The sequence below is a fragment of the Paenibacillus sp. UNC451MF genome (assembly GCF_000686845.1).
Classification (GTDB): domain Bacteria; phylum Bacillota; class Bacilli; order Paenibacillales; family NBRC-103111; genus Paenibacillus_S.
In genome coordinates this window covers 149,803-170,657 of sequence record NZ_JMLS01000005.1, presented here as the reverse complement: position 1 = coordinate 170,657, position 20,855 = coordinate 149,803, and the positions used below count along the sequence as shown (strand labels likewise).

Genomic DNA, 20,855 nt, shown 5'->3' with positions numbered 1-20,855 from the left:
ATTTCTATTCATACTATCAAATTCGACATATCATAAATAAGTCCTTTTAACACTGGAAATATTGTTATATTATTACTATGTACCTAGTAATCTAATATGAAGCCCCTTCGTTTTTTTTCGTGACTAGATGTTAAAAAAGCAGAAAGCACCGACCCGGAAGGTCGATGCTTTTGTGTAGTTTATGGTGACAAGGGGGGTTAGAAATCTCGATGATTGCACGATATCTATACTGTCCCCCCCTTTTTTGGTTACTCTTCCGAGAAGTAGTCCTGATCTATCCTCTTCTCTTCGTATACCGCTACCGTTGATACCCCAAGATTGTAATCAATCATAAGCTGAGTAAGCTGATCTCCATCTATTAATACAACTTTGTTATCAATGTAAGTAACATAATCCCGCGCTTCTTTTGTAAAATCAGATGTTGTTATAAACACACCTTTACGTGCCTTATGGCCCTGCAATGCACCAACAAACTTTTGAATCTCTGGGCGTCCTACTACACTTTCCCAGCGCTTTGCTTGTATGTATATAACGTCCAGTCCTAAACGATCTTCTTTAATGATTCCATCAATGCCCCCGTCTCCACTTTTACCTACGGCTTTCCCAGCGTCTGAAATAGATCCTCCATATCCCATTTTAACAAGCAATTCTACAACTGCCTTCTCGAAGAATTGGGGACTTCCCGCTTTTAACCGCAGTAAGAGGTCGTAAGCAAGCTCTTTACGCAAAACCAGATAGCTATATTCTAGGTTCTCTCCTGGTGTACGTTGCTCTGGAATATTAGGTTGTTCATGTGACTTTTGATCGTCGTTCGGCTTAGCATTATGAAAATCATTAAACTCTGGAAACTGACGTAGATAGGACACATTAATGAAACTAGGATTTCCTTTTAGGACATCCAAACCTTGTTGAGTGATTTTACAGTAACCTCGGCGAGTGTATTCAAGCAACCCCGCTTTCATCATATAAGTACGCGCCCAACCAACACGGTTGTCGAAAACAGACTGACGACCGCTCGGTAGTTTTTCATCAAGTTCTTCACCAGTAAGTTGAAACTGTTTTGCCAATTCATCGATGGTATCCCTGTGTCTGTGCTCTTGAAGATTACTTACTTGCTTTAAAAAGGGAAGCATAATGGTTTGAAAATCAGGTATACTCAAGATAATCGCCCCTAAAGTGATATGGAGAAACTGTAGTGCCTAACTCGAAGTTCAGTAAATCATAGGATTTTGTCTGTCTCCCTTGAATACTTCGTACAACCCCAGAACTCAGTTCCTACTGGTCTATCATTGTTGTCTACATTCTCACTAACAGGAACGGACCCTCATCACAGAAATAAACTTAAATAAAAATTTAATAGCGTCTTATGCTGGCCTGCAAGCATTCTTGCTCTAGCATCTCGATTGCGATATATGAAGTTTGGTACGTAAAATCATGGTCGCACCCCTAGTATGGCTGTGAACATCATTTCTCTATATTATATCTTATTCTATCGATTTCAAGATAGGTAGAATCGTAGGAGGGCTGCCTTCTTCAACCGGCCATCAACATGCACACATGCTGAACTCAAAAAAATCCACAACTCATCCGGTTGTGGATTTTGTGCAACTCTAACTACTATAGCTTCTTATGCATTCGTTCAGCCTTCTACTATTCACTTTACCTAATGGAAAATCCGAGCTGTTCCAACACCGTTTTCAGATTTTTCCGCAAGCTTGCCGAGACGGCAATCGTTTCAGGCCGGCTGCATCGTCTTGCCGAGTGCTCACACCATCCGTAATCGATGCCTTCACGCTCCGGCTCTCCCGCTATGGAGACCCTGCGACCGTCATACGTACGCCGGTCGATCATCGTTTGGTCATATTCCGATAATCCCTCATCCAACAAACGGGTCGAATACTTCTCCTCATGGACCGTAACCTTCTCAGGAAGTCGGGGCTTGACACCTCGACGTACGCCTTCTTTTTCGTATCCAATGCTTAACCCTGCCAGCGCAAACACGCCCGGCGGCAGCTCCAAATACTCGGCCATCGCCACGGGGTTGTTTCGAACCGAGCCGACGGGAACCGTTACCAGACCCAGAGACTCAGCGGCAACCAGTGCGTTTTGAAGCGCAATCGCCGCATCGACGGAAGCAAGCAAAAACATTTCAAGCGATTCGCCACCGAAACGGTGGCCCTGCTTTTCGGTTATATACTTCAAGCGGTAAATATCCGCACAAAATACAAGAAATACAGGCGCTTCCCGGATAAAGCCCTGGTTGCCGGAAAGCTCCGCCATCCTGTCTTTGCTCTCTTTTGCCGTGATAACAATAATACTGTACGCCTGAAGATTTGATGAGGTCGGTGCGCTTCGCGCAGCCGTAAGAATCGCCTTCAACGCTTCATCCGAGAGAGGCTTTTCCTGAAAGCCCCTCACCGATTCGTGTCCTGCAATAATCTCGAGCGTCGGATTCAACAGCCCTTCTGGCAGCTCAATGCCTTCAAGCTCCAGCCTGCTCCGCACAATACGGCTCCCCATTGTCAATCTCCTCTCAAGGAGTAGCGATGAACTTCCCCTGATCCATGATCAATACATCATCAATAAAAACGTTCGGCTTCGTAACTACGCCGTCAATATGGACACCAGCCGATATCGTTCCTCCAAAGGTATTGTTGCTGCCGAAAGCGACATGGATCGTTCCGTAGACCTTCTCGTCCTCAAGCACCACGCCGGTAATTCTCGCCTTGTTGTTGGTCCCGATCCCGAACTCCCCGAGCTGCCTGCCATCTCCATCGCCCAGTATACGAAGCAATGGTTCCGCTTCCTGGCCTTCGGCCTGAACAATTCGTCCCTGTTCAACCGTCAGCAGTACAGGGGAGCTTAATTTGCCGATGCCGGCGATTGAGCCGTCAATCTGGATTTGCCCTGATCCGCTACCTTCGACAGGAGCGATGTACGCTTCGCCGGAAGGCAGATTTCCAGATTCACCCGGATTGACATATACACCCGTGCTAGGAATGCCTTGTCGCTCCGCAATAGAAAAGGACAAAGCATAACCGTCCTTCTCAATCCTTACCCGGCTGCCCTTCGTCAATAGCTCCGTGACCTCGTTGGTCAATTGCTTGACCTGGGAGTAGTCCGCGGCAATCGCGCCTTCCAGGAACATATCCTCAGTAATGCCAGGCATCGTCGCAAGCCTCGCTCCTGCCTTCGCTGCATTTTTGCGGGCTTGAGTGTGTGTGAGCGAATGCTGGGTTATGCACAGCACGACATCGGCATTCTCCATCGCTATGGATATCGCCGCTGGCGGTTCCTCGCCGGATTTCAACCGTTCCTTCATAACAACCATCATCGCTTCTGCCCCGAGCTGCTTACCCGCTTCGTAGACCGCTTCCGCCAGTTCCTTTTTAACATCGTCGGTTACAATGAGAAACGATTCCTTTTCCTGCAGACCTAAACAATTAATAAGTACATTTTTGCTGATTTCGGTAAGCTGTGGATTCATTATCGGTACCTCCGTTAGATCATCTCGGATACGAGCTTGGCCATAACTGCATTGGACAGCACAACGGGAAGCCCAGTAGCCTCAGCCATCAGCTTCCTGGCCTGCTCCGTATACCCCATGCAGTCCAGCAGCACAAGATCCACTTTTTCCTTCAGCTCCTGAGCTGCTTTGTGAAAATTGACCTCATCATTCTTATATGGCGAAGCAACGGCAAAGACAGGATCGAGTCCGTGAGGCTCGTACTTAGAGCGAAGCGAATCTATTTGCTCTGCCAACGGCACCAGAACCCCCAGCCTGCGGGAGCCGACCATAGCTTTGATCGCAGGCGGTATGATTTGGTCGGGCTCGATCAAATAAGAAGTGTTGGTGCTAAGCCCCGGGAATACACCCGTGCACAGCAACAAAATTTGCTTGATGCCTTGCGCTTCCAGTTCATTGATCTTGCTTTGGAGGATCGGTTGCATTTTTTGCCTTGCCATGACCACCGATTCGCCGGTCGTCAGACGGGAAGTCAGTACATAGTCGCCTTCTTCCGGATGTAAATGCTCTTCGATATATGGTCTGGAGAGCCCATCCAGCACGCCGGACTGCACAAGCTCTGCACGGTCCTCCAAATATTTTTGCACGATCGGCGCCACGTCATCACGCGGCGCTTGACCGATTGTAATCATACCTAATCGTACCATTCAGAACCCCTCCACTCGAATAGGACATGACATCCCTTTATCCCCGGGGGCCGTTTTCTCCGCCGGTTTGCAATACTTTCATGGAGCCGTAAAGCTTGGTGATCCGATCGAACTCTTCCTTGTCATAAAATTGGCAGGTACCGTTCGTAAATTCTTTGGCAACCTCGACCGAAAAGCGTACGGCGGTCGCAACATCGGTTTCATGGCTTGCGCCCGTGCCGCAGCCCGGTACAGCTGATTGCGCGGTAACGGCAACCCCGACAACCGGAACATCAGTCGCTACGCAAGGCTGAAGGATGGAATTGAGATGGTACAAACCATTTCCATAAGGTGTAATATCCTGCGTCGTGATTGGGAACGTGACGGCGAACTGCCCTGTTGCCATCTCCATAATCCGCACCAAGTCGTCGCTGATGCGAAGAATGTAGCCTTCCTTCACCGTCGGGGAAATGGCAATGCCTTTATGGTTGATGACCCGGTTGCCTTTGGTCGTATCAATGGAGAGAATGGCTTCCATTTCAGGAGTGACCTCATGCTGGTTCATCGTTAAAATATCGACCGGTGAATCCATAAAATCGACTGGATCGTGCGGAAGCGTCGGTGCATCAGGACAAATGTGGGTGCAGACGATGACATCACCTTTCAAAGCGTCGCCCTTTGTCTGCATATCCGCCAGCTTGAGGGCAGAAGCAACGGCAGCAATAGCTCCGTCTGCATCGGAGACAAGTCCGATCCGGCTCGGGCGCGCGCCGATGCCGCCGAGACGACCGATAATACCGAAGGTTGGCGCATTGCCGCCTTTGAGCTTTCCGTTCGTCCCTGGAATGACGATTTTAATAAAATCCGTGCTGCCTTTTTGCCCAGTAACTTTGTTAACGGTCACCGCAACATTAGGATACCCGCTGAACAGTGCTTTGACTTTCTCCCCGTTTACGAATCCATCATCCATTACATCAAATGTGATAAGGGTTTGTTTCAATGCCATAATCTTACACTCCTATCTTCTCTATAAAATTTGTACAGTACGTGTTTAAAAGAAAGAATGGTTCATTCCGCTGAAAATGTATAAATTCTGATGTTATAAATAAGCAATAATGGACTTTTTAATAATGTCTTCCACTGGTTTTAACAGCTTTTCGTTTCTCATCGTGCTGCTCAAGAGCAATTTTTCCTTCGGAACCGCGATGACGGCAAGCTGCTGCCCTTTTTCAACGGCTGCAGTCACGATTGGTTTTGCCGTCTTGGCATCCAACGTCATGATGAGATCAGGGAAAGTGCCGAATCGCTCCCCATCCTTTTCCAAGGTCATATATTCATTCCAGAACGTCATTTCGTACGCTCCGTCAATTTGTACGGTACCCACGTCGAATCCACCTGTTGTTTCGAGCTGGAAGTCCGTTACCGTACCCGCGGTAATCAGTTTCCCCCCAAGGCTGGCGACGACCGATTCAATAGCCGCTTCCCCTTTATAGGAGAGCAAAGCCCGACCGACTTCGATTGCCTGCGAAATGGCGCCTGCCGCACCATGCTGCTTGGCATAGGCTACCGTAACCGGATTTCTTGCTACAGCTACTAGTCCACCCGCTTCAACGGAAACTTTGCGAATCATCGAAGCAGCTTTCTCTAGCGTGCCAGAAATGCTCAGCTCGACATAGTTCGCGTCTTTACCGCCAACAGCAGATTGGTGGGACACGTAGCCGTCCAGCTCGGACAAATTGAGCGAACCCATGGCTCCCGTCGGGTGGGCACGTCCGTTACAAGCAAAATCGACAAGCGGAATTCCGGTAACAGCCGATTGGAACCAGCCATTGACGGTCGTTCCGGCTCCGTTTTCATTCGTGTTGAGCCCTTTAATCGGCTTTCCGATTTTTTGCGACAACATTTCTAATGCTTTAGCATAATGAATTGGCTTTACAAACTGGTCCTTGGCAGCCGGTGCGCCGACCATCGATACGGTAACGAGCAAATCGTCGTCTTCAAATTCGTCGATGGTGAGCATTTCAGGCTGTCCAACCTCGAGCGCCAAGCGCCCGATTTTCAGCCCTTCCTCGATCCAGCCGCCGCCGCCGCCACCCAGAACGGCTCCTCCGTAGACTGCATATTCTATCATTTTTTCATCCAATTTTATTTTTGGCATGTCATACGCCTCACTTTCTGAATTTAAATATGGAGTTAAAGAAGCTGTACAACGCATCGCCCGCAATGAAACCAGCGGCCATGATGGTCATCGGTGTTTCTGCTTCTTTTTTCCAAATCTTCAATACGATCAATCGAATAGCAATACCCGCTAACACCGCCCAACAAGCGTTTGGTGTCAAGATCAAAAGACCTGTAGCGAACAATACCCCGATTTGACGGCTCGGACCTCCGACCAACTGCAAAATCGCACCCGGGATTGCCCACAGGAACAACTGCAGCATAATTTCCGGAGAAGCACCCGCTTGAATCGTCGAGACATACACTTTGTCAATCGGCGGTACGAGATTTTGCGCGAAGTATCCTTTATAGGAAAAGACAACTGTGATCAAAGCAACGCCAAAGGCAATCATCCCAGTAATATACTGCTGCTTTCTGCCCTGCAGCTCCATCTCCCGATCTTCACCGTTACCACGCAGAATGTGCCCGGTTTTCAGGTCGTAGCCCATATCTGCAAAGGCTGGACCCGTAGCTGCACTGAAGCCTGCTAGCATTGCAAGCGCCACTGGCGGGAAGCCGATCAACATTCCAAAGAGAAGCGTGATAAACGCCACGGCAAAAGCAGGGAACCAGCCGGAGTGCATCGCCGCGATCCCAACGATCAATTCATGAACGAAGGCAGCAAATGCGGCAAAAAACAAAAATCCAATCAGCATCCCCAAGGACATGTGTGTAATGAGCCCGCCAAGTAGGGCGATGATCAGGGCAATGATAAGATAAGCGACAAAACCAAAGCCTAGCGCACGCTTCGCTTCCTTGATCGGACGGGTCAGCTTTTCGTCGGAAGCCGCGGGTTCGTTTGCATTCGCTTTCTGATCATTCTTATGCTTACTGAAAATTAAAATCGCAACTTGTATCAATGCGACGATTCCGGCACCGATCATAACGCCGTGCGCAATGTACAGTTGGTTTACGTCGATATTGAACCACGGTATGGAATACTGCCGGATCATCAGACCGATACCGAACATGGTCAATGCCCAAATGTTACCGATAAACGCAACGCCAAAGGCAGACATCGAAATATGGAAGTAGGAACCGATCAAACCGATCAGTGTACCGGCGCCAAGCAATCCGGCTCTTTTTCCGCCTTTGTCTCCGGCCAAAATCGATTCAGCGGTAGCTACACCCGGCGCCCAAGTGCCGGAAGCAGGGAACAGCTTGGAGTCGAATATTTTGTACAAAATCGCCGCATCGACAAACATCGCAAGCGCTGCACCGATCAGCATCGGTACAATTAACTCGGGCGTTCCCATTGCAAACGGAATACCGATCGGAATCAACAAGCTGTTGGCTGCCCCAAAGGTAGCCGAAGAGATAGACGTTTGGACAAGGTTTTGACGATGGATGGATTTGTATTTCTTAAAAATCGCAACCGGGATACGGGCAATCAGCATGGCTACAAGTGCTCCGATAATGGCAGTGCTCGGGGTTACCCCTAGTGTGGTCACGATTTGCATCCCAATGATGGCACCGAGCACCGCTGTGACGATATTCAGAATCAGAGCAAATGGTTCAAATATGCTCGGATGTTTCTTTTCTTTTTCTTCCATGATTAACCCCCGATTTTGTCATTGAGCTATGATGTAATGGATAGCATTGTTTCTAATTCAGGTTGTGCTTGATGTCCGCTGGCCGTTTCCGCTTAAAGAAGCTGCGCTGCATGGTTCCGAGAAGAACGCCTACAAACACAAGAGCTACGCCGAAGATTTGCTTGGCAGTAACGATATGACCTAGCAGGATGAATTCTAGCAGCATCGTCATCATCGGCTGCAAATTGAGTACGATCGCGGCTTTGGCGGCCCCGACCGTTTTCATCCCCTTGTTCCACATCACATTGGTCAGCCCTTGTGCAACAAGGATAGATACAATAGCCAATGTCCATATGGATAGGGAATGATTCCATTCCGGCTTGGTAAATAAAAGAACGAACGGATCATAAAAAATGCAACTGACAGCAAAGCTGTACGTTGTAACCATAAATGGCGAGAGACGCTTCGATAGAATACGGACAAATATCAGATTGCACGAAAAGGTGAACGTCGCACCCAGTATCATCCAATCGCCGATTTGCATATGAAATCCCGACATATTCAGCGCTTGAAACAGACCTAAGATGGCGATCAGGCACCCTATAATCATCCGCCAGGTGACTCTCTCTTTCAGAAAAACAGCGGCAAGCCCCGCGGTCATCAACGGTGATAAGGTAAAGATCAGAGATGCATTCGTTGCCGTCGTCTGCTGCAGCCCTTTATACAAAAAGATTTGGTTGGCGATCAATCCTATCGTTGCCGACAGCAGCAACAACAGCAATTCTTTTCGTGTAATGGAGACAAACGATTTGGTTAAGAAAGCACCAGCTAAAAATACACAGGAAACGACAGTGAGGCTAAGCGCTGAAAGAAAAAAAGGAGAAAATTCTTGTAATAGAATCTGTCTGGAAATGTAGTTGAGCGCCCATAAAAACACTGAAACCAACAGAAGCGCGTACGATTTGGGCAATGAACCTTCAGAAGTAGACAACCGCTTACACTCCGGTGAGCTGTTTATAAAGGTTAGAGGCAAACAACCCTTCGGCTTCCACCGCATCGATGACCGGAATGTTCAGCTCTTTTCTTAACACGTCGGCAAGGCCGATAGTGGAAAATCCGGTACACGCGAAAACAATCACTTCAATCCCTTTTTCCATTAATGATTTCGCTGCCAAAATCGCTTTTTCTCGCCCAGCCGGCGTCATGAGATCAGTCGTGTTCTTTACACCCTTAGGCTGTGTATACTCGATGAAAGAATCGCCCAAAATGTTCTTCATGACGGGTGGAAGCGTTTCCGTAATTCCCATAACTCCCACTGGTTTTCCAATCGTTCTGGCAAAATAGGAAGCCGCGCTACCACCACCAATGACAGGAACGGATACATTGTTGCGCAGCAGTTCAATCGCAGGATCGGCCGCGCAGCTGATGACAATCACTTTACAGCCTTCTTGTTCCAAGCTTTTTCCTAATGCGACAATTTTCGGATTTGCCATTTCCTCGGTTTCATCATTGTAAATACCGAGCGGTTGATCCGGAATGCATTTGCTTACTACAGGAACTCCATACTTTTCCGTTATTAAACGTCCATGTTCTTGCAGCACCTGCTCATCATCTGTCGTTAACACACGAATTAGTCCAATCATTACCTTCATCCCCTTTCAAACTTATATTTTTCTTAATAGACTGAATATATAAATAAATTTTAAAGGTTCACGAAAAATTCAACAATGTACTGGCCCGCCAAAACTAAAGAAGACCTATTGTGCTTTCAGCACAATAGGTCCTATTCAATCCGTTCTCCTTAATAAAAAAAACGCCGTACATAAATAATATACAAACCGGCTGAGCGGGTTGTCCAAATCTGCGTCAGCTATTTCCTTGATTCGGTCCATCCGGTATTTCACCGAATTCCGGTGGACGTACAGTTGGTTCGCCGTTTCCATCAGGCTGCCCCCGGTCGACAAATAATAATACAATGTGGATACGAGATCAGTTCCATTTTCTTGATCGTAATGGGATAATTTTCCAATTTTTTTCTCGATCAACGCGTCGAATTGTACATACTCAGAGGCGTCCAGCAGCAGCTGAAACATTTCCACTTCGTTGAAAGCAAATACCGTTTTATTGCGGTCCAGCTTGGTGCCTATGAATATCGCTTTTTTCGCTTCGATATAACTGCGATGGGCTTCCCATAAGGAGCACTTGCTTCCGAACCCCGTATGGATACCACTCCATTTTGTCAAAAACGGGGTCAGCACACGGGACCATTCTTTGACGGTAGCTTCATTGCCGACCTGCTGCTTCTTGTGTGGATCCCCTCCGTTACCCGTAGCCAGCAGCAGTACCAAACGATCGCCCTGTTTCTGTATGTGAGAACGCACCTTGACTCTCCGGTTCTCTGATTCGCGCCTGATGAGTTCGTTCAATTCCAGCATGAAAGCGGATTGCTCTTCAAAATAAGAAGCCTCCCCTTCAATTCTGGCAACCTCCCAGATCCATTCCGAGAGTAATCCCAACTGACGTCCTTTGTCTTCCACTTCCTGTTTGGAAAGCGGCAATCCCAGTAAGAGCTCTTCAAAAAAACTGCCCCGCAGCCTAACCTCCGTATCCATGGCAATCTTCCTCCGCATCAATTCCAACGAAAAGACAAGCCTTGCCTGCTCTACGCAAACCTGCTCAAACTCGTCCAGGTGCTCCTTACCCACGACCAGTTTGCCAACGAACTGCTTATCCACCGTAACATCCCAATAGCGCGTATTTGTATCAGCAACGTATGGGATATCTGCTGGTGAGGAAACAATAACATCTCCCGTGTTGCTGATCACCCATATCGGACATTTGATGAGCTCCGCCACATCGTCGGCCATGACCTGAATCCCACTGTTGTTTAGAACCAGGTTCGTGAGCATTTTATATACCTCTTCCGATTTCCGAAGCAAGACTGCCTGCTGATCCAAAATTTGCTCCATCACCGTGTAGGTAATATCAATATAAGCCATACCTAAGGGAAGTTGAATCAAGGGAATGTGCAGCAGGTTGCTTTTATCGATCGCTTCTTGAGGGATTTCAGCCAGGAACCTCACCGGTTTAATGGCTAATGCCGCAGCATTGGCTTTGTCCAGCTGCTCTACGATATCGATTAGCAAATCCGGATCATGGCGTATCGAGAAGCCGGTCGTCAAGATGAGCGCACCTTCCCGCAGCCACCCCTTAATGTCGGGTACCTCCATAATATCTACAAACCGCACAATGCGGTCCAACCCCTTCTCGCCGCCGATCAATTTCGCGTCCTTTAGAACAGGTAAACGCAGCAGTTCTTTGACGGTAAAACCCTCGAAGTTCATGTTCTCACCTCTTTCAGACCGAATTATCCATTCCTTCATTGTATCATGTTCAATTCCCAAGCAAAAACGCTGCTGCTGTCTGGTTTAGTGAGCAATTCACTCCCTAAAATTTAGCGTTAAACGATACGGCCGTGTTTACAAAAAACATTATAGTCTCCAGAGTTGCAACTGACTCAACGTAAAAAGGACCTTGCCATCTCTGTGGCAAAGCTCCTTTTTGATTTGTTGCTGGTTCATAGTGCTAATTTTATATTAATCTGCCCAAAGATTTGTGCCGCTAGCCTCATAGCGTTATCATCTTAACAGACTTCATGTTAATACCCTTGTCTTTGAATTGCTGGTTAATCACGAATCATCTCTAAACGGTTTGAGTGTTTACACAATCTATTTTACAGATCCATTTATTATAGAATCATAATCATCAAGGCCTGATGACATCAACCACTTGCCATTTACATATTCAATCTTAATAATCAGTGCACCATACGGGTCGTCAAGCACCGTAGTATCTAACGCAATTTCTACAACATGATCTTTTTGAGTTTTTATCTTGGCAGTATCAATTAAAAATTTTGTTGCCCATCCATGGCCTCCATTTTGGTTGTCTACATAAAGCTCCCCTTCATAATCCTTATAAAGAGGACGGGATCCTGGATCCGGCGTCAGGTAACGAGAATAAAATACTTTTTGCGCACGATCTTTTGTAAATACTTCCTCCGCCGCTTTTTTTAAATCTGCTACTGATTTGAAATTTTGATCAATTACTAGGGCGTACCCGGCTTCTCCGGGAATCGTTTTCGTCACATCGACTTTGAACGATCCAGTTCCGTTAAATATTCCATATATTCCTTCTGCTTTCGGTATTAGCCGGTTGAGAATATCCTTTACTTCATTGTTAGTAAGATTTGCATTTGTAGAATGGCCTTTTTCCTCAGTATTCGTTTTTGGTGCTTCAATGAGATCTCCCTTGTTTATTCCTGTTTGTCCTTTTCCAGAGTCCGTTTGAACTTGATTTGAATTTCCACAACCAACACTACCCGTAAGCAAAACTAAGGTTGTTAAAAATAGAAGAAAATTAGTCATTATTCTCTTCATAAATCCACCTTTCGACTTGAGATTTAGTCCAGTTATCGAAGTGCCTTTCAAGAATAATTGATCTTTGTTTCGATCTGTCGTCTCACATCTTTGAGCAGTTTATTAATTCTTTTCCGGATAAACTGATTTAGTATACCAAACTATTTCCTTCATCGGATCCAAGCATAAGATTCATATTTTGTACTGCAGCACCTGATGCCCCTTTACCTAAATTATCGTATCTCGACATAATATTTATCTTGTCTTTTTGTCCAAAAACAAATATTTCTAGTCGGTTCGTATTATTACATTCAGATATCATAAAGTGCCCTTCGTCGAGGTAAGCTTCTGAATCGTACGGCATCACATGTACAAAACGCTCTGTTTCAAAGTACGTTGATAACACTTCATGTACATCTTTTGCAGAAGGGTTATTAGGCATATACCTACTCATTAAGGGAACTGACATTGCTAGTCCTTGCGCATAATTAGCTTTAATGGGTGTAAATAATGGCTCATATAAAAGTCCTGAATACAGCAACATCTCAGGGATGTGCTTATGATTGAGTTGCAACGAATAATGTCTTGGAACATTAAGTTTTTTTTCAGTAACTAATGATGAATTCTCATATTCCTCAATTCCACTTCTTCCAGCTCCTGAATAGCCAGTCACTGAATAACATGTAACGGGATAATCTTGTTGGAGAATACCAGCCTCGATCAACGGTCTAATGGTAAGAATAAAACCGGTAGCATGACAACCTGGAACAGAAACTCTTGATGCGGTACGTATTAAATCTCTTTGATTTTTTAGCTCAGGCAAACCATATACCCAATTTTTATCAGTTCTAAAGACAGTGCTGGTATTAATGATTTTGGTTTTTTCATTTTTCACAAGAGCAATGGACTCTTTTGCAGCCGAATCAGGAAGACAAAGAAAAACAATATCTGCCACATTAAGGAACTTGCTTCGTTCTTGTGGATCTTTTCTTTTATCATAGTCAATCCTGAGAACCTCTATGTCTGATAGTTTTGATAGATACTCAAAGATCTTCAAGCCTGTTGTACCTTCTTGTCCGTCAACAAATACTTTATATTTCATAATCACCCTCCTCGATATGAATAAATATTCTATAACATGTATAATTATACACGTCTTATAAATTCAATCAAATCTATCTTGAAAATTATTACAATACAAGTATGAATCTATCCTGTCCGTTAGTTCAAAAAAACTTTAAATGAAAAAGACACAACCTCATCTTTTACTAGAGGATTGTGCCTTTTTTTCTGTCCGATTTCTCGGATAGGGTGTCCCTTTAAATCAGATCAGACTTCTTCAACAATTGTTGCAGCATGATAGTTACTTCCGCTCTTGTTACGCTTGCCCTCGCCGCAATGGTAGCATCGCTTCTACCTGTAATGATCCCTGCCAGAATACAAGCCGCTACGTCGTTTTGCGCCCAAGAGGCTACCTGTCCGCCATCCTCGAATGGTCGAAGTGTTACGATCGCATCTTGAACCGGCAGCCGTTCCTTTAATCTGGTAAGGGTCATCGCCTTAGAAATTATCGTCATTGCTTGCTCGCGTGTAATCATCTCCATCGGTCGGAAGCTGCCGTCTTCAAATCCGGTGATTAATTGATACTGTTTCGCAGTCCAAACTGCGTCGCTATACCAATCTGAAGCTTTCACATCCACAAAGCCTGTGGCGTCGCTTTCCGGTTTTAATCCCAGTCCGCGTACGACAATTGCCGAATAATCAAAACCATAACCGCTAATTTTCTACTTATCCTTGTCACCGTTCTTTCGTCCTTTCGCAAAGATTCATTGATGGAAACCGCCAACATTTCACAATCAACTTCCCAAATATCAAAATAGCTGTTGCAAAATTGTTTGCAAGCCGCGATAGCATTTGACAATGAAACGCACAAAAAGCCACGCGGGTTTTATGAGAAGCTTAACGCATCGCCTTCTGCCCGCCGTACAGACTACTATATTATAAAAAAGGACGATTAAGTAGTGAGCTTTGTCAGTAGTTTTGTCATATTACAAAATAGTATTTTATGTAAATATAAAGACAGAGAAGCGCAGCTTGCTTCAATCCAAGGCAACAACAGAAAAAGTAGCCATCACAGAGGAATCTCTGCATCTTTAAGGTCCATATGCAAAAAGCACCGACCTCGATGGGTCGGTGCTTTTTGTACTTTTATGGAATCGAACCGAGGCTTGGTAAATCCTCAATTCACCGCCGCTTGATGTTAAGATAGAGTGATAGGCTGCTTACCAACAATTAATATATCTGCATTAGAGTAACATCATTAATATCGTAAAGGGTACCCTTATTACTTTGTACAAGCTGAATAATTTGTTCATAGGCAGGCCCGCTTTTCGGCGCGATGGCATCAAGAGTTACCTGATTGGTCTTCAGCTCGGAGATAACCTCCTCGAGGAAGAAGCCAGCCATTCCTTGTGAGGTGCCTTTATCATGAACAGGGGCATCGGTTATGAAGATGATCCTTTTGGAATTCTTGCTGCCGGATAATTTTTGAACCGCCATATTGATAGCCTCCAGTCCGGATTCCTCCAGATCCTCGCCTCCAGATGCTACTAAATAACCTAATTGATCCTTTAACAGATCTTTATTATTAGTAAAATCGTAAAACTCCAAATCAGGATTATAAAGATCCACATAATTAATATCGCGATAAGCAACAATAGCAAAATTAGAACCAGACGGGACGGAATCTACGAAGCTTTTGACCGTTTCCTTCACATAGTCTATGACTTCCCCCATACTGCCTGTAACGTCAATGACGAATACGATATCCGAAGGATCTGTAATTCCCTTTGATATTTCTTGTAAAATAGGTGAAGACGGAGACGGTTCCGACGGTTCTTGTACTTCTTCCCCGTCTGGGATTTGCTCGCTTTCTGCGGATGTAAGGATAACCGGCTTATTTTGAAAAACAATAACGGATTGAGCCGCTTCGTTCCACTCTACAACTCCTCCGAGCGCCTCGCTTACGAATCGAACGGGAACCATGGTGTTTCCATTGATCAATTGTGCGGCTGCATTCAAAGTTACAGGAGAACCATTCACATAAGCTATATTGGAACCAATCGTTAATACAATGGTTTTGCCTTCTTTTGTTGCCGTTACAGTTTGAGTGGAGCTCTTCCACTCTACCGCTGCTCCAAGCGATTCGAAAATGGCCCTAAGCGGAACAAGGACACTTCCATTCCAATTGACAGGCGCCTGCTCATATGTTTGCAATTTTCCTTCAATAAAGACCTGTATATTGGGATAGCCATTGCTAATAGGAATGAATTGAGGGTTCGATGCGGCCCCCCCTCCTGATTGATTGACTGTTTTCAAATAAAAGTAATAGCCTCCAGGTTGCAGCCCAAGCTTGCTCAATGAATAGGTTGAAATATTATTGGGATTGACCCGTATTCTTTTAACGAGTTTTCCGTTTGCGTTTTTGATCATCACATAGGAAGTATAGGCTGGGCCCAATGCTCCAGCTGTCATATTCACAGTAAATGTATGATCCGGGTTCAGCGTAACCGTTCCGGGATAGCTTTCTCCGCTAGGTACTTGAAACTCCTGTTTAACGGCCGTATCGTGGGAAGGTACTGCAACTGGTTCTTTCGGTGCAGGTTCCCCTTGAGATGGCTGGATACCGCCGATAGAGGCTTTAGGAAAATAAAAATAGATTTTCGATTTAGCACTCGGAGCCCGGCGTTTATCGGATATCGTGACTGATTGATTCTCATGGTTAAAGGTGAATTCCGAAGAGCGAACTTTTGATCCATCTATGAATAAACTGACATTTTTACTAGAGTTGATTGTATAACGGGTAGTTAAGTTAAAGACCCGCGTTGAACCATCCCCCTCAGCAAGGGCATTTCCAATATTGGCTACGCCCGATACCCCTTCTTCCCATTCAAAGGTAGGGCGAATTAAGTATTTAATAGATATTTCGGCCCCCATGTCGGGTGCTTTGCGCATCGTTATGGTATAGTTTCTATAATCTACCACATACTCTGCGGGCTGTATTTCACGAGCATTGATAAATAAGCGAAGCTCGGTATTGTCAGCCGTAATGGGATTCCCAGGCGTGAATGGAAAAATGCGTTCCTTTCCATCTCCATCCTTAAGGATGTTGACTAGGTAATCACCCTCTCTAAAATCAAGTCGGTCACTCACACTTGCTGCCCCCACACGAAAATCCAAGCCCCCAAAAAACAATACGAAAACCATAAACAAACTAATCATGTTTCTACACTTCATCTTCTTCACTCCGTTATGCATAGCATTGTTGAATGATCTGCGCTTATTCCACTATGTGGAAGCACAGTCGCTACCTCACTTTACCATATCGAGTGATATTTTTCTAATAAAAACCATTTTAATTAGTAGAATCAGTCTGCTGTTGTTATACATTGTTGACGAGGAGAGTATCGAAAATCCTTATTTAACTTGCTCCGAAGCCTACTCAACGAGGACAATCTTGGCGGTAGATTTCGATGCCGTGCTCCCTCTGCTTCGCTCCAGTCCGCGCGGACTGAACCCCTTGCAGCGCTTCGCCTCCCTCCTCGCGTCTCCATAATGCAAAAAAGCACCGACCTCGAAAGGTCGATGCTTTTTTGTACTTTATGGAGACGAGGGGAGTATCGAAATCCTTATTCAACTTGCTCCGAAGCCTATTCAACGAGGACAACCTTAGCGGTAGATTTCGATGCCGTGCTCTCTCTGCTTCGCTCTAGTCCGCGCGGACTGAACCCTTTGCAGGGCTTCGCCTCCCTCCTTGCGTCTCCATAATGCAAAAAAGCACCGACCTCGAAAGGTCGATGCTTTTTTGTACTTTATGGAGACGAGGGGAGTCGAACCCCTGTCCGAAGATAACGCCACATAGGCTTCTACGGGTGTAGTCACGGTTTTGATGTCACCCGAGCAGCGCCCCGTAACCGGCTCTGCGTTGGGTCAGCCTGATTATCTTCTTCAGCTAGCCGCAGGCGGAGACTAGACAGCGTATCCCACTAAAGGTTGAGCCCCTATCCCGCCACATGGGCGATGGAGAGTAGAAGCACGCTCACAGGTTATTAAGCTGCGAAAGCGTAGTTTTGTTGTTGTTTGCCATTTAATAGGCTTTAGCGTTGATGAAGTGGTCGCGTCCCCACTACCCGCTACCCATGCTCGAACTATCCCCGTCGAATCCAAGAACGTCCCCGCATAGGTGGGCTTTCTGCCAGGAAAGCCGCAAAAGGTAAAGCATGCATCCGCTTGTGATGCTTACTTAGTATAACACATTTTAATATAAAATGAAGCATGACTTACTGGAAGTCAATCCAGTTGCTAACCAATCGTCGTTCAACCCGAAGTTAGCGCTCCTAACTGTCAGTCCCAAGACTACCGAGCGACCTTCTGCTTCTCGCGTAGCGCACGTTGGATATCCCGCTGTGCATCACGCTTAGCAGCCGTATCCCGCTTATCATACTGCTTCTTGCCTCGACCTAGCCCGATCAGCAGCTTGGCATAGCCGTTGCGTACGTAGATCTTCAGTGGCACAAGCGTATAGCCTTCCTGCTTGGCTAATCCGAGCAGCTTCCGGATCTGTTCCTTTCTTAACAGAAGCTTACGCGTCCTTGTAGGATCATCCGGATTGTAACGATTCCCTTGCTCAAACGGGCTAATATGCACGTTATGTATGAAGGCTTCACCATTACGAATGGTAGCAAAGGCATCGCCAATATTGGCTCGTCCCAACCTTAACGATTTGATCTCCGTGCCCGTCAGCACCATGCCGCATTCGTATGTATCTTCAATAAAATAATCATGGGAAGCTTTCTTGTTCTGCGCAAGAACCTTACCATCGGCTTTCTTGGTGCTCATCTATCCTTCACTCCTTCCCTACAGCGCTTCGAAATAAAGGGATTGGAGTTCATTTTACCAAACTCCAATCCCCCGAAGCAAGCGAAAGCTACTTTTTCGGTTGCTTTTTCTTACGCCTGCGCGGTCCTGAACGCCCGCCTTCGGCAGCAGGCCCCTTGCCAGAGCCCTGCGCTTCCAGCGCTCTTGCCTTTGCGGCCTCGACACCAGTACCCCTCGAGGCACCGGCCGACTGGGCCGCCCCTCCGCTAGCGCTGCTCTTGCGCGACCGAGCGCTCTTGCTGCCGCTGGACGCGCCTTTTGCGCTGCCTGCGCTCGCGCTCGAGCCCGACTTGCTGCGCTTGCCGCCACGCGCAGCCTCGGCAGCTCCACGCTCGCGGTCGCCACCGCGGGCCCCGCGCCCTCCGCGTCCGCCGACTGCTTCACCCCGGCGTCCGCGCGGCTTATCGCCACGTCGTGCGCCTTTTAGCGCGTCAACTAGGCTCATCTTCTGCTTCCGCGGCTTCATATCCACCATCTCAAAATCGATGGTGTGCTCCTCCATGCTGACGCGGGAGATACGTACTTTCACTTCATCGCCAAGACGATAAATTTTGGACGTACGCTCTCCGATCAGCGCGTGCTGCGCCTCATGGTAGTGATAGTAATCGTCATGCATATCGCTTAGTCGGATCAAACCCTCGACCGTATTATCCAGCTCGACGAAAATCCCGAAATTCGTCACGCTGCTAATAATGCCTTCGAATTCTTCGCCGACTTTATCCAACATGAATTCAGCCTTCTTGAGCGCTTCGGTTTCCCTCTCCGCATCAACGGAAGCACGTTCGCGCTCGGAAGATTGCTTCGCGATATCTTCCATTCGTGCAGCCAGATACTCCAGTCGCTTGTCATCCAGTGTACCTTTCTCCAGCACCTCGCGAATAACGCGGTGAATGATCAAATCCGGGTACCGTCGAATCGGTGACGTAAAGTGGGAGTAGAACTCTGCTGCAAGGCCAAAGTGACCTAGACTTTGAGCGTCATACCGCGCTTGTTTCATCGAACGCAGCATAACCGTGCTGATGACGGTTTCTTCCTTCGTCCCCTTAATCTCTTCAAGCAGAGATTGCAGCGCACGCGGATGTACCGTATTTCCTTTACCGCGAACGACATAGCCGAAGTTCGTAATGAACTCCATGAAGTGCGCCAGCTTCTCAGCATCCGGGTCCTCATGAATCCGATACAGGAACGGGACCTTCAACCAGTGGAAGTGCTCCGCTACCGTTTCATTTGCCGCGAGCATGAATTCCTCGATAATCATCTCAGCGATGGTACGATCTCTTTTGATAATATCCGTAGGCTTCCCATTCTCGTCCACCAGAATCTTCGATTCCTGGAAGTCGAAGTCGATAGCCCCGCGATTCATCCGACGGCTGCGCAGCTTCATCGCCAGCTCTTCCATCAGCTTGAAGTCATCCATCAAATAGGCGTAACGCTCAACCAGCTCTTCTTCCGCTTCGCCAGTTAGCAGCTTACGTACATTTGTATACGTCATCCGTTCGCTCGTCTTGATCACACTCGTAAAAATATCGTGCCGAACCACATTCAAGCTAGCGTCGAATTCCATCTCACAGGACATCGTTAATCGATCCACCTGCGGATTCAAGGAACAAATGCCATTCGATAATCTATGCGGCAGCATCGGGATAACCCGGTCCACCAAATATACGCTGCAGCCGCGATTATATGCCTCTCTATCAAGCGGAGAGCCTTCCCGAACGTAATAGCTTACGTCAGCAATATGAACGCCCAACACATAGTTTCCGTTCGACAGACGCTCGACATTAACCGCATCATCCAGGTCTTTGGCATCTTCTCCGTCAATCGTCACGATACGTTTATTCCGCAAATCACGTCTGCCCACTAGGTCACTTTCCGAGATAACCTCTGGCACTTCCGTAGCTTCTTCCATCACTTCGTCAGGAAAAGCTTCCGGCAGCATATGTTTACGAATAATGGAAATAATATCGACTCCTGGATCATTTTTATGACCTAGAATTTCGATAACTTCCCCTTCCGCCGCAGCGCGACCTTCAGGATACGATACAATACGTACGACGACCTTGTGTCCGTCCATGGCACCGTTAAAAGCATGCTTAGGAATAAAAATATCCCGTATCACCCTTTTATCATCCGGAACCACAAAAGCGTATCCGCCGTCATGTGCTTGGAACAAGCCAACCATTTGCGTATTGGCACGGGTTACAACTCGAACGACCTCACCTTCAAGCTTACCGCCATGGGTACTCTTGGTAGTGATTCGTACCAGAATAATATCCCCGTTCATCGCTCCAGCCATATCATTGGCATGAATATATACATCCGGGTGATCTTTATCCTCAGGAATGAGGAAACCAAAGCCTTTGGCGTGAGCCTGTAGCTTACCGCGCAGCAAGTTCATCCTCTCCGGGACGCCATAGCGCTCCGTCCTCGTACGCAAAATCAGGCCTTCATTTTCCAACTCGTTCAACAGCTTGAGGAAATCCTTGAAATCCTGCGCACTGTCGATATGAAAATGCTTTTCCAACTCCTGATATGTCATCGGCTTATATGCCGTTTCCTTCATGAAATCCAAAATCAATTCTCTTGTAATCAACACTTC

16 protein-coding genes and 1 other RNA gene are annotated in these 20,855 nt (G+C 46.6%); all 17 read right to left on the bottom strand.

Annotated elements, in window-relative coordinates; translation table 11 throughout:
• Positions 1-248 precede the first annotated feature (248 nt).
• Positions 249-1,160: a restriction endonuclease gene (locus tag BP97_RS0110215; RefSeq protein ID WP_028549012.1), complete on the bottom strand. Its 912-nt coding sequence runs from the start codon at positions 1,158-1,160 to the stop codon at positions 249-251.
• A gap of 499 nt (positions 1,161-1,659) precedes the next feature.
• A complete protein-coding gene (locus tag BP97_RS0110210; RefSeq protein ID WP_028549011.1) occupies positions 1,660-2,520 on the bottom strand; it encodes an NADPH-dependent oxidoreductase in 861 nt (286 codons plus the stop codon).
• A gap of 13 nt (positions 2,521-2,533) precedes the next feature.
• On the bottom strand, positions 2,534-3,487 hold the full coding sequence (locus BP97_RS0110205; RefSeq protein ID WP_028549010.1) for an aminopeptidase: 954 nt from the start codon (positions 3,485-3,487) through the stop codon (positions 2,534-2,536).
• Between the two features lie 14 nt (positions 3,488-3,501).
• Positions 3,502-4,173 carry an AroM family protein gene (locus BP97_RS0110200; RefSeq protein ID WP_028549009.1) on the bottom strand — a complete coding sequence of 224 codons (672 nt, stop codon included), beginning with the start codon at positions 4,171-4,173 and terminating at the stop codon, positions 3,502-3,504.
• A gap of 37 nt (positions 4,174-4,210) precedes the next feature.
• Entirely contained in the window at positions 4,211-5,158 is a 948-nt protein-coding gene (locus tag BP97_RS0110195) for a DUF1177 domain-containing protein (RefSeq protein ID WP_028549008.1), read from the bottom strand.
• A 93-nt stretch (positions 5,159-5,251) separates the two neighbouring features.
• The gene (locus BP97_RS0110190) at positions 5,252-6,310 is read right to left on the bottom strand and encodes a DUF917 domain-containing protein (protein WP_028549007.1); all 1,059 of its coding nucleotides are present in this window, start codon (positions 6,308-6,310) and stop codon (positions 5,252-5,254) included.
• A 10-nt stretch (positions 6,311-6,320) separates the two neighbouring features.
• A complete protein-coding gene (locus BP97_RS0110185) occupies positions 6,321-7,922 on the bottom strand; it encodes an OPT/YSL family transporter (protein ID WP_028549006.1) in 1,602 nt (533 codons plus the stop codon).
• Between the two features lie 52 nt (positions 7,923-7,974).
• The gene (locus tag BP97_RS0110180) at positions 7,975-8,892 is read right to left on the bottom strand and encodes a DMT family transporter (protein WP_051620486.1); all 918 of its coding nucleotides are present in this window, start codon (positions 8,890-8,892) and stop codon (positions 7,975-7,977) included.
• A gap of 4 nt (positions 8,893-8,896) precedes the next feature.
• Positions 8,897-9,544: an aspartate/glutamate racemase family protein gene (locus BP97_RS0110175; protein WP_028549004.1), complete on the bottom strand. Its 648-nt coding sequence runs from the start codon at positions 9,542-9,544 to the stop codon at positions 8,897-8,899.
• 144 nt (positions 9,545-9,688) lie between these two features.
• Positions 9,689-11,245 (bottom strand): PucR family transcriptional regulator, encoded by a 1,557-nt coding sequence (locus BP97_RS0110170; protein WP_028549003.1) that lies wholly within the window; start codon positions 11,243-11,245, stop codon positions 9,689-9,691.
• 384 nt (positions 11,246-11,629) lie between these two features.
• The gene (locus BP97_RS0110165; RefSeq protein WP_028549002.1) at positions 11,630-12,340 is read right to left on the bottom strand and encodes a hypothetical protein; all 711 of its coding nucleotides are present in this window, start codon (positions 12,338-12,340) and stop codon (positions 11,630-11,632) included.
• Positions 12,341-12,467: 127 nt separating this feature from the next.
• Complete coding sequence (gene argC, locus BP97_RS0110160) at positions 12,468-13,421, bottom strand: N-acetyl-gamma-glutamyl-phosphate reductase (protein ID WP_028549001.1); 954 nt, start codon at positions 13,419-13,421, stop codon at positions 12,468-12,470.
• 217 nt (positions 13,422-13,638) lie between these two features.
• Positions 13,639-14,013 carry an S-layer homology domain-containing protein gene (locus BP97_RS0110155; RefSeq protein ID WP_156043185.1) on the bottom strand — a complete coding sequence of 125 codons (375 nt, stop codon included), beginning with the start codon at positions 14,011-14,013 and terminating at the stop codon, positions 13,639-13,641.
• 598 nt (positions 14,014-14,611) lie between these two features.
• Positions 14,612-16,615 carry a stalk domain-containing protein gene (locus tag BP97_RS35820; RefSeq protein WP_081824006.1) on the bottom strand — a complete coding sequence of 668 codons (2,004 nt, stop codon included), beginning with the start codon at positions 16,613-16,615 and terminating at the stop codon, positions 14,612-14,614.
• 575 nt (positions 16,616-17,190) lie between these two features.
• Positions 17,191-17,555: a transfer-messenger RNA gene (gene ssrA, locus BP97_RS39370) on the bottom strand.
• Between the two features lie 179 nt (positions 17,556-17,734).
• Positions 17,735-18,217 (bottom strand): SsrA-binding protein SmpB, encoded by a 483-nt coding sequence (gene smpB, locus BP97_RS0110145; protein ID WP_028548999.1) that lies wholly within the window; start codon positions 18,215-18,217, stop codon positions 17,735-17,737.
• A gap of 88 nt (positions 18,218-18,305) precedes the next feature.
• Positions 18,306-20,849, bottom strand: a complete 2,544-nt coding sequence (rnr, locus tag BP97_RS0110140; protein WP_028548998.1) for a ribonuclease R — start codon at positions 20,847-20,849, stop codon at positions 18,306-18,308.
• Positions 20,850-20,855 lie beyond the last annotated feature (6 nt).

Excerpts from the sequence above, each read along its gene's own strand:
- BP97_RS0110210 (WP_028549011.1), bottom strand. The coding sequence starts at position 2,520 with ATGGGGAGCCGTATTGTGCGGAGCAGGCTGGAGCTTGAAGGCATTGAG.
- BP97_RS0110205 (WP_028549010.1), bottom strand. The coding sequence starts at position 3,487 with ATGAATCCACAGCTTACCGAAATCAGCAAAAATGTACTTATTAATTGT.
- BP97_RS0110200 (WP_028549009.1), bottom strand. The coding sequence starts at position 4,173 with ATGGTACGATTAGGTATGATTACAATCGGTCAAGCGCCGCGTGATGAC.
- BP97_RS0110195 (WP_028549008.1), bottom strand. The coding sequence starts at position 5,158 with ATGGCATTGAAACAAACCCTTATCACATTTGATGTAATGGATGATGGA.
- BP97_RS0110190 (WP_028549007.1), bottom strand. The coding sequence starts at position 6,310 with ATGCCAAAAATAAAATTGGATGAAAAAATGATAGAATATGCAGTCTAC.
- BP97_RS0110185 (WP_028549006.1), bottom strand. The coding sequence starts at position 7,922 with ATGGAAGAAAAAGAAAAGAAACATCCGAGCATATTTGAACCATTTGCT.
- BP97_RS0110175 (WP_028549004.1), bottom strand. The coding sequence starts at position 9,544 with ATGATTGGACTAATTCGTGTGTTAACGACAGATGATGAGCAGGTGCTG.
- BP97_RS0110170 (WP_028549003.1), bottom strand. The coding sequence starts at position 11,245 with ATGAACTTCGAGGGTTTTACCGTCAAAGAACTGCTGCGTTTACCTGTT.
- BP97_RS0110165 (WP_028549002.1), bottom strand. The coding sequence starts at position 12,340 with ATGAAGAGAATAATGACTAATTTTCTTCTATTTTTAACAACCTTAGTT.
- argC (WP_028549001.1), bottom strand. The coding sequence starts at position 13,421 with ATGAAATATAAAGTATTTGTTGACGGACAAGAAGGTACAACAGGCTTG.
- BP97_RS35820 (WP_081824006.1), bottom strand. The coding sequence starts at position 16,615 with ATGAAGTGTAGAAACATGATTAGTTTGTTTATGGTTTTCGTATTGTTT.
- smpB (WP_028548999.1), bottom strand. The coding sequence starts at position 18,217 with ATGAGCACCAAGAAAGCCGATGGTAAGGTTCTTGCGCAGAACAAGAAA.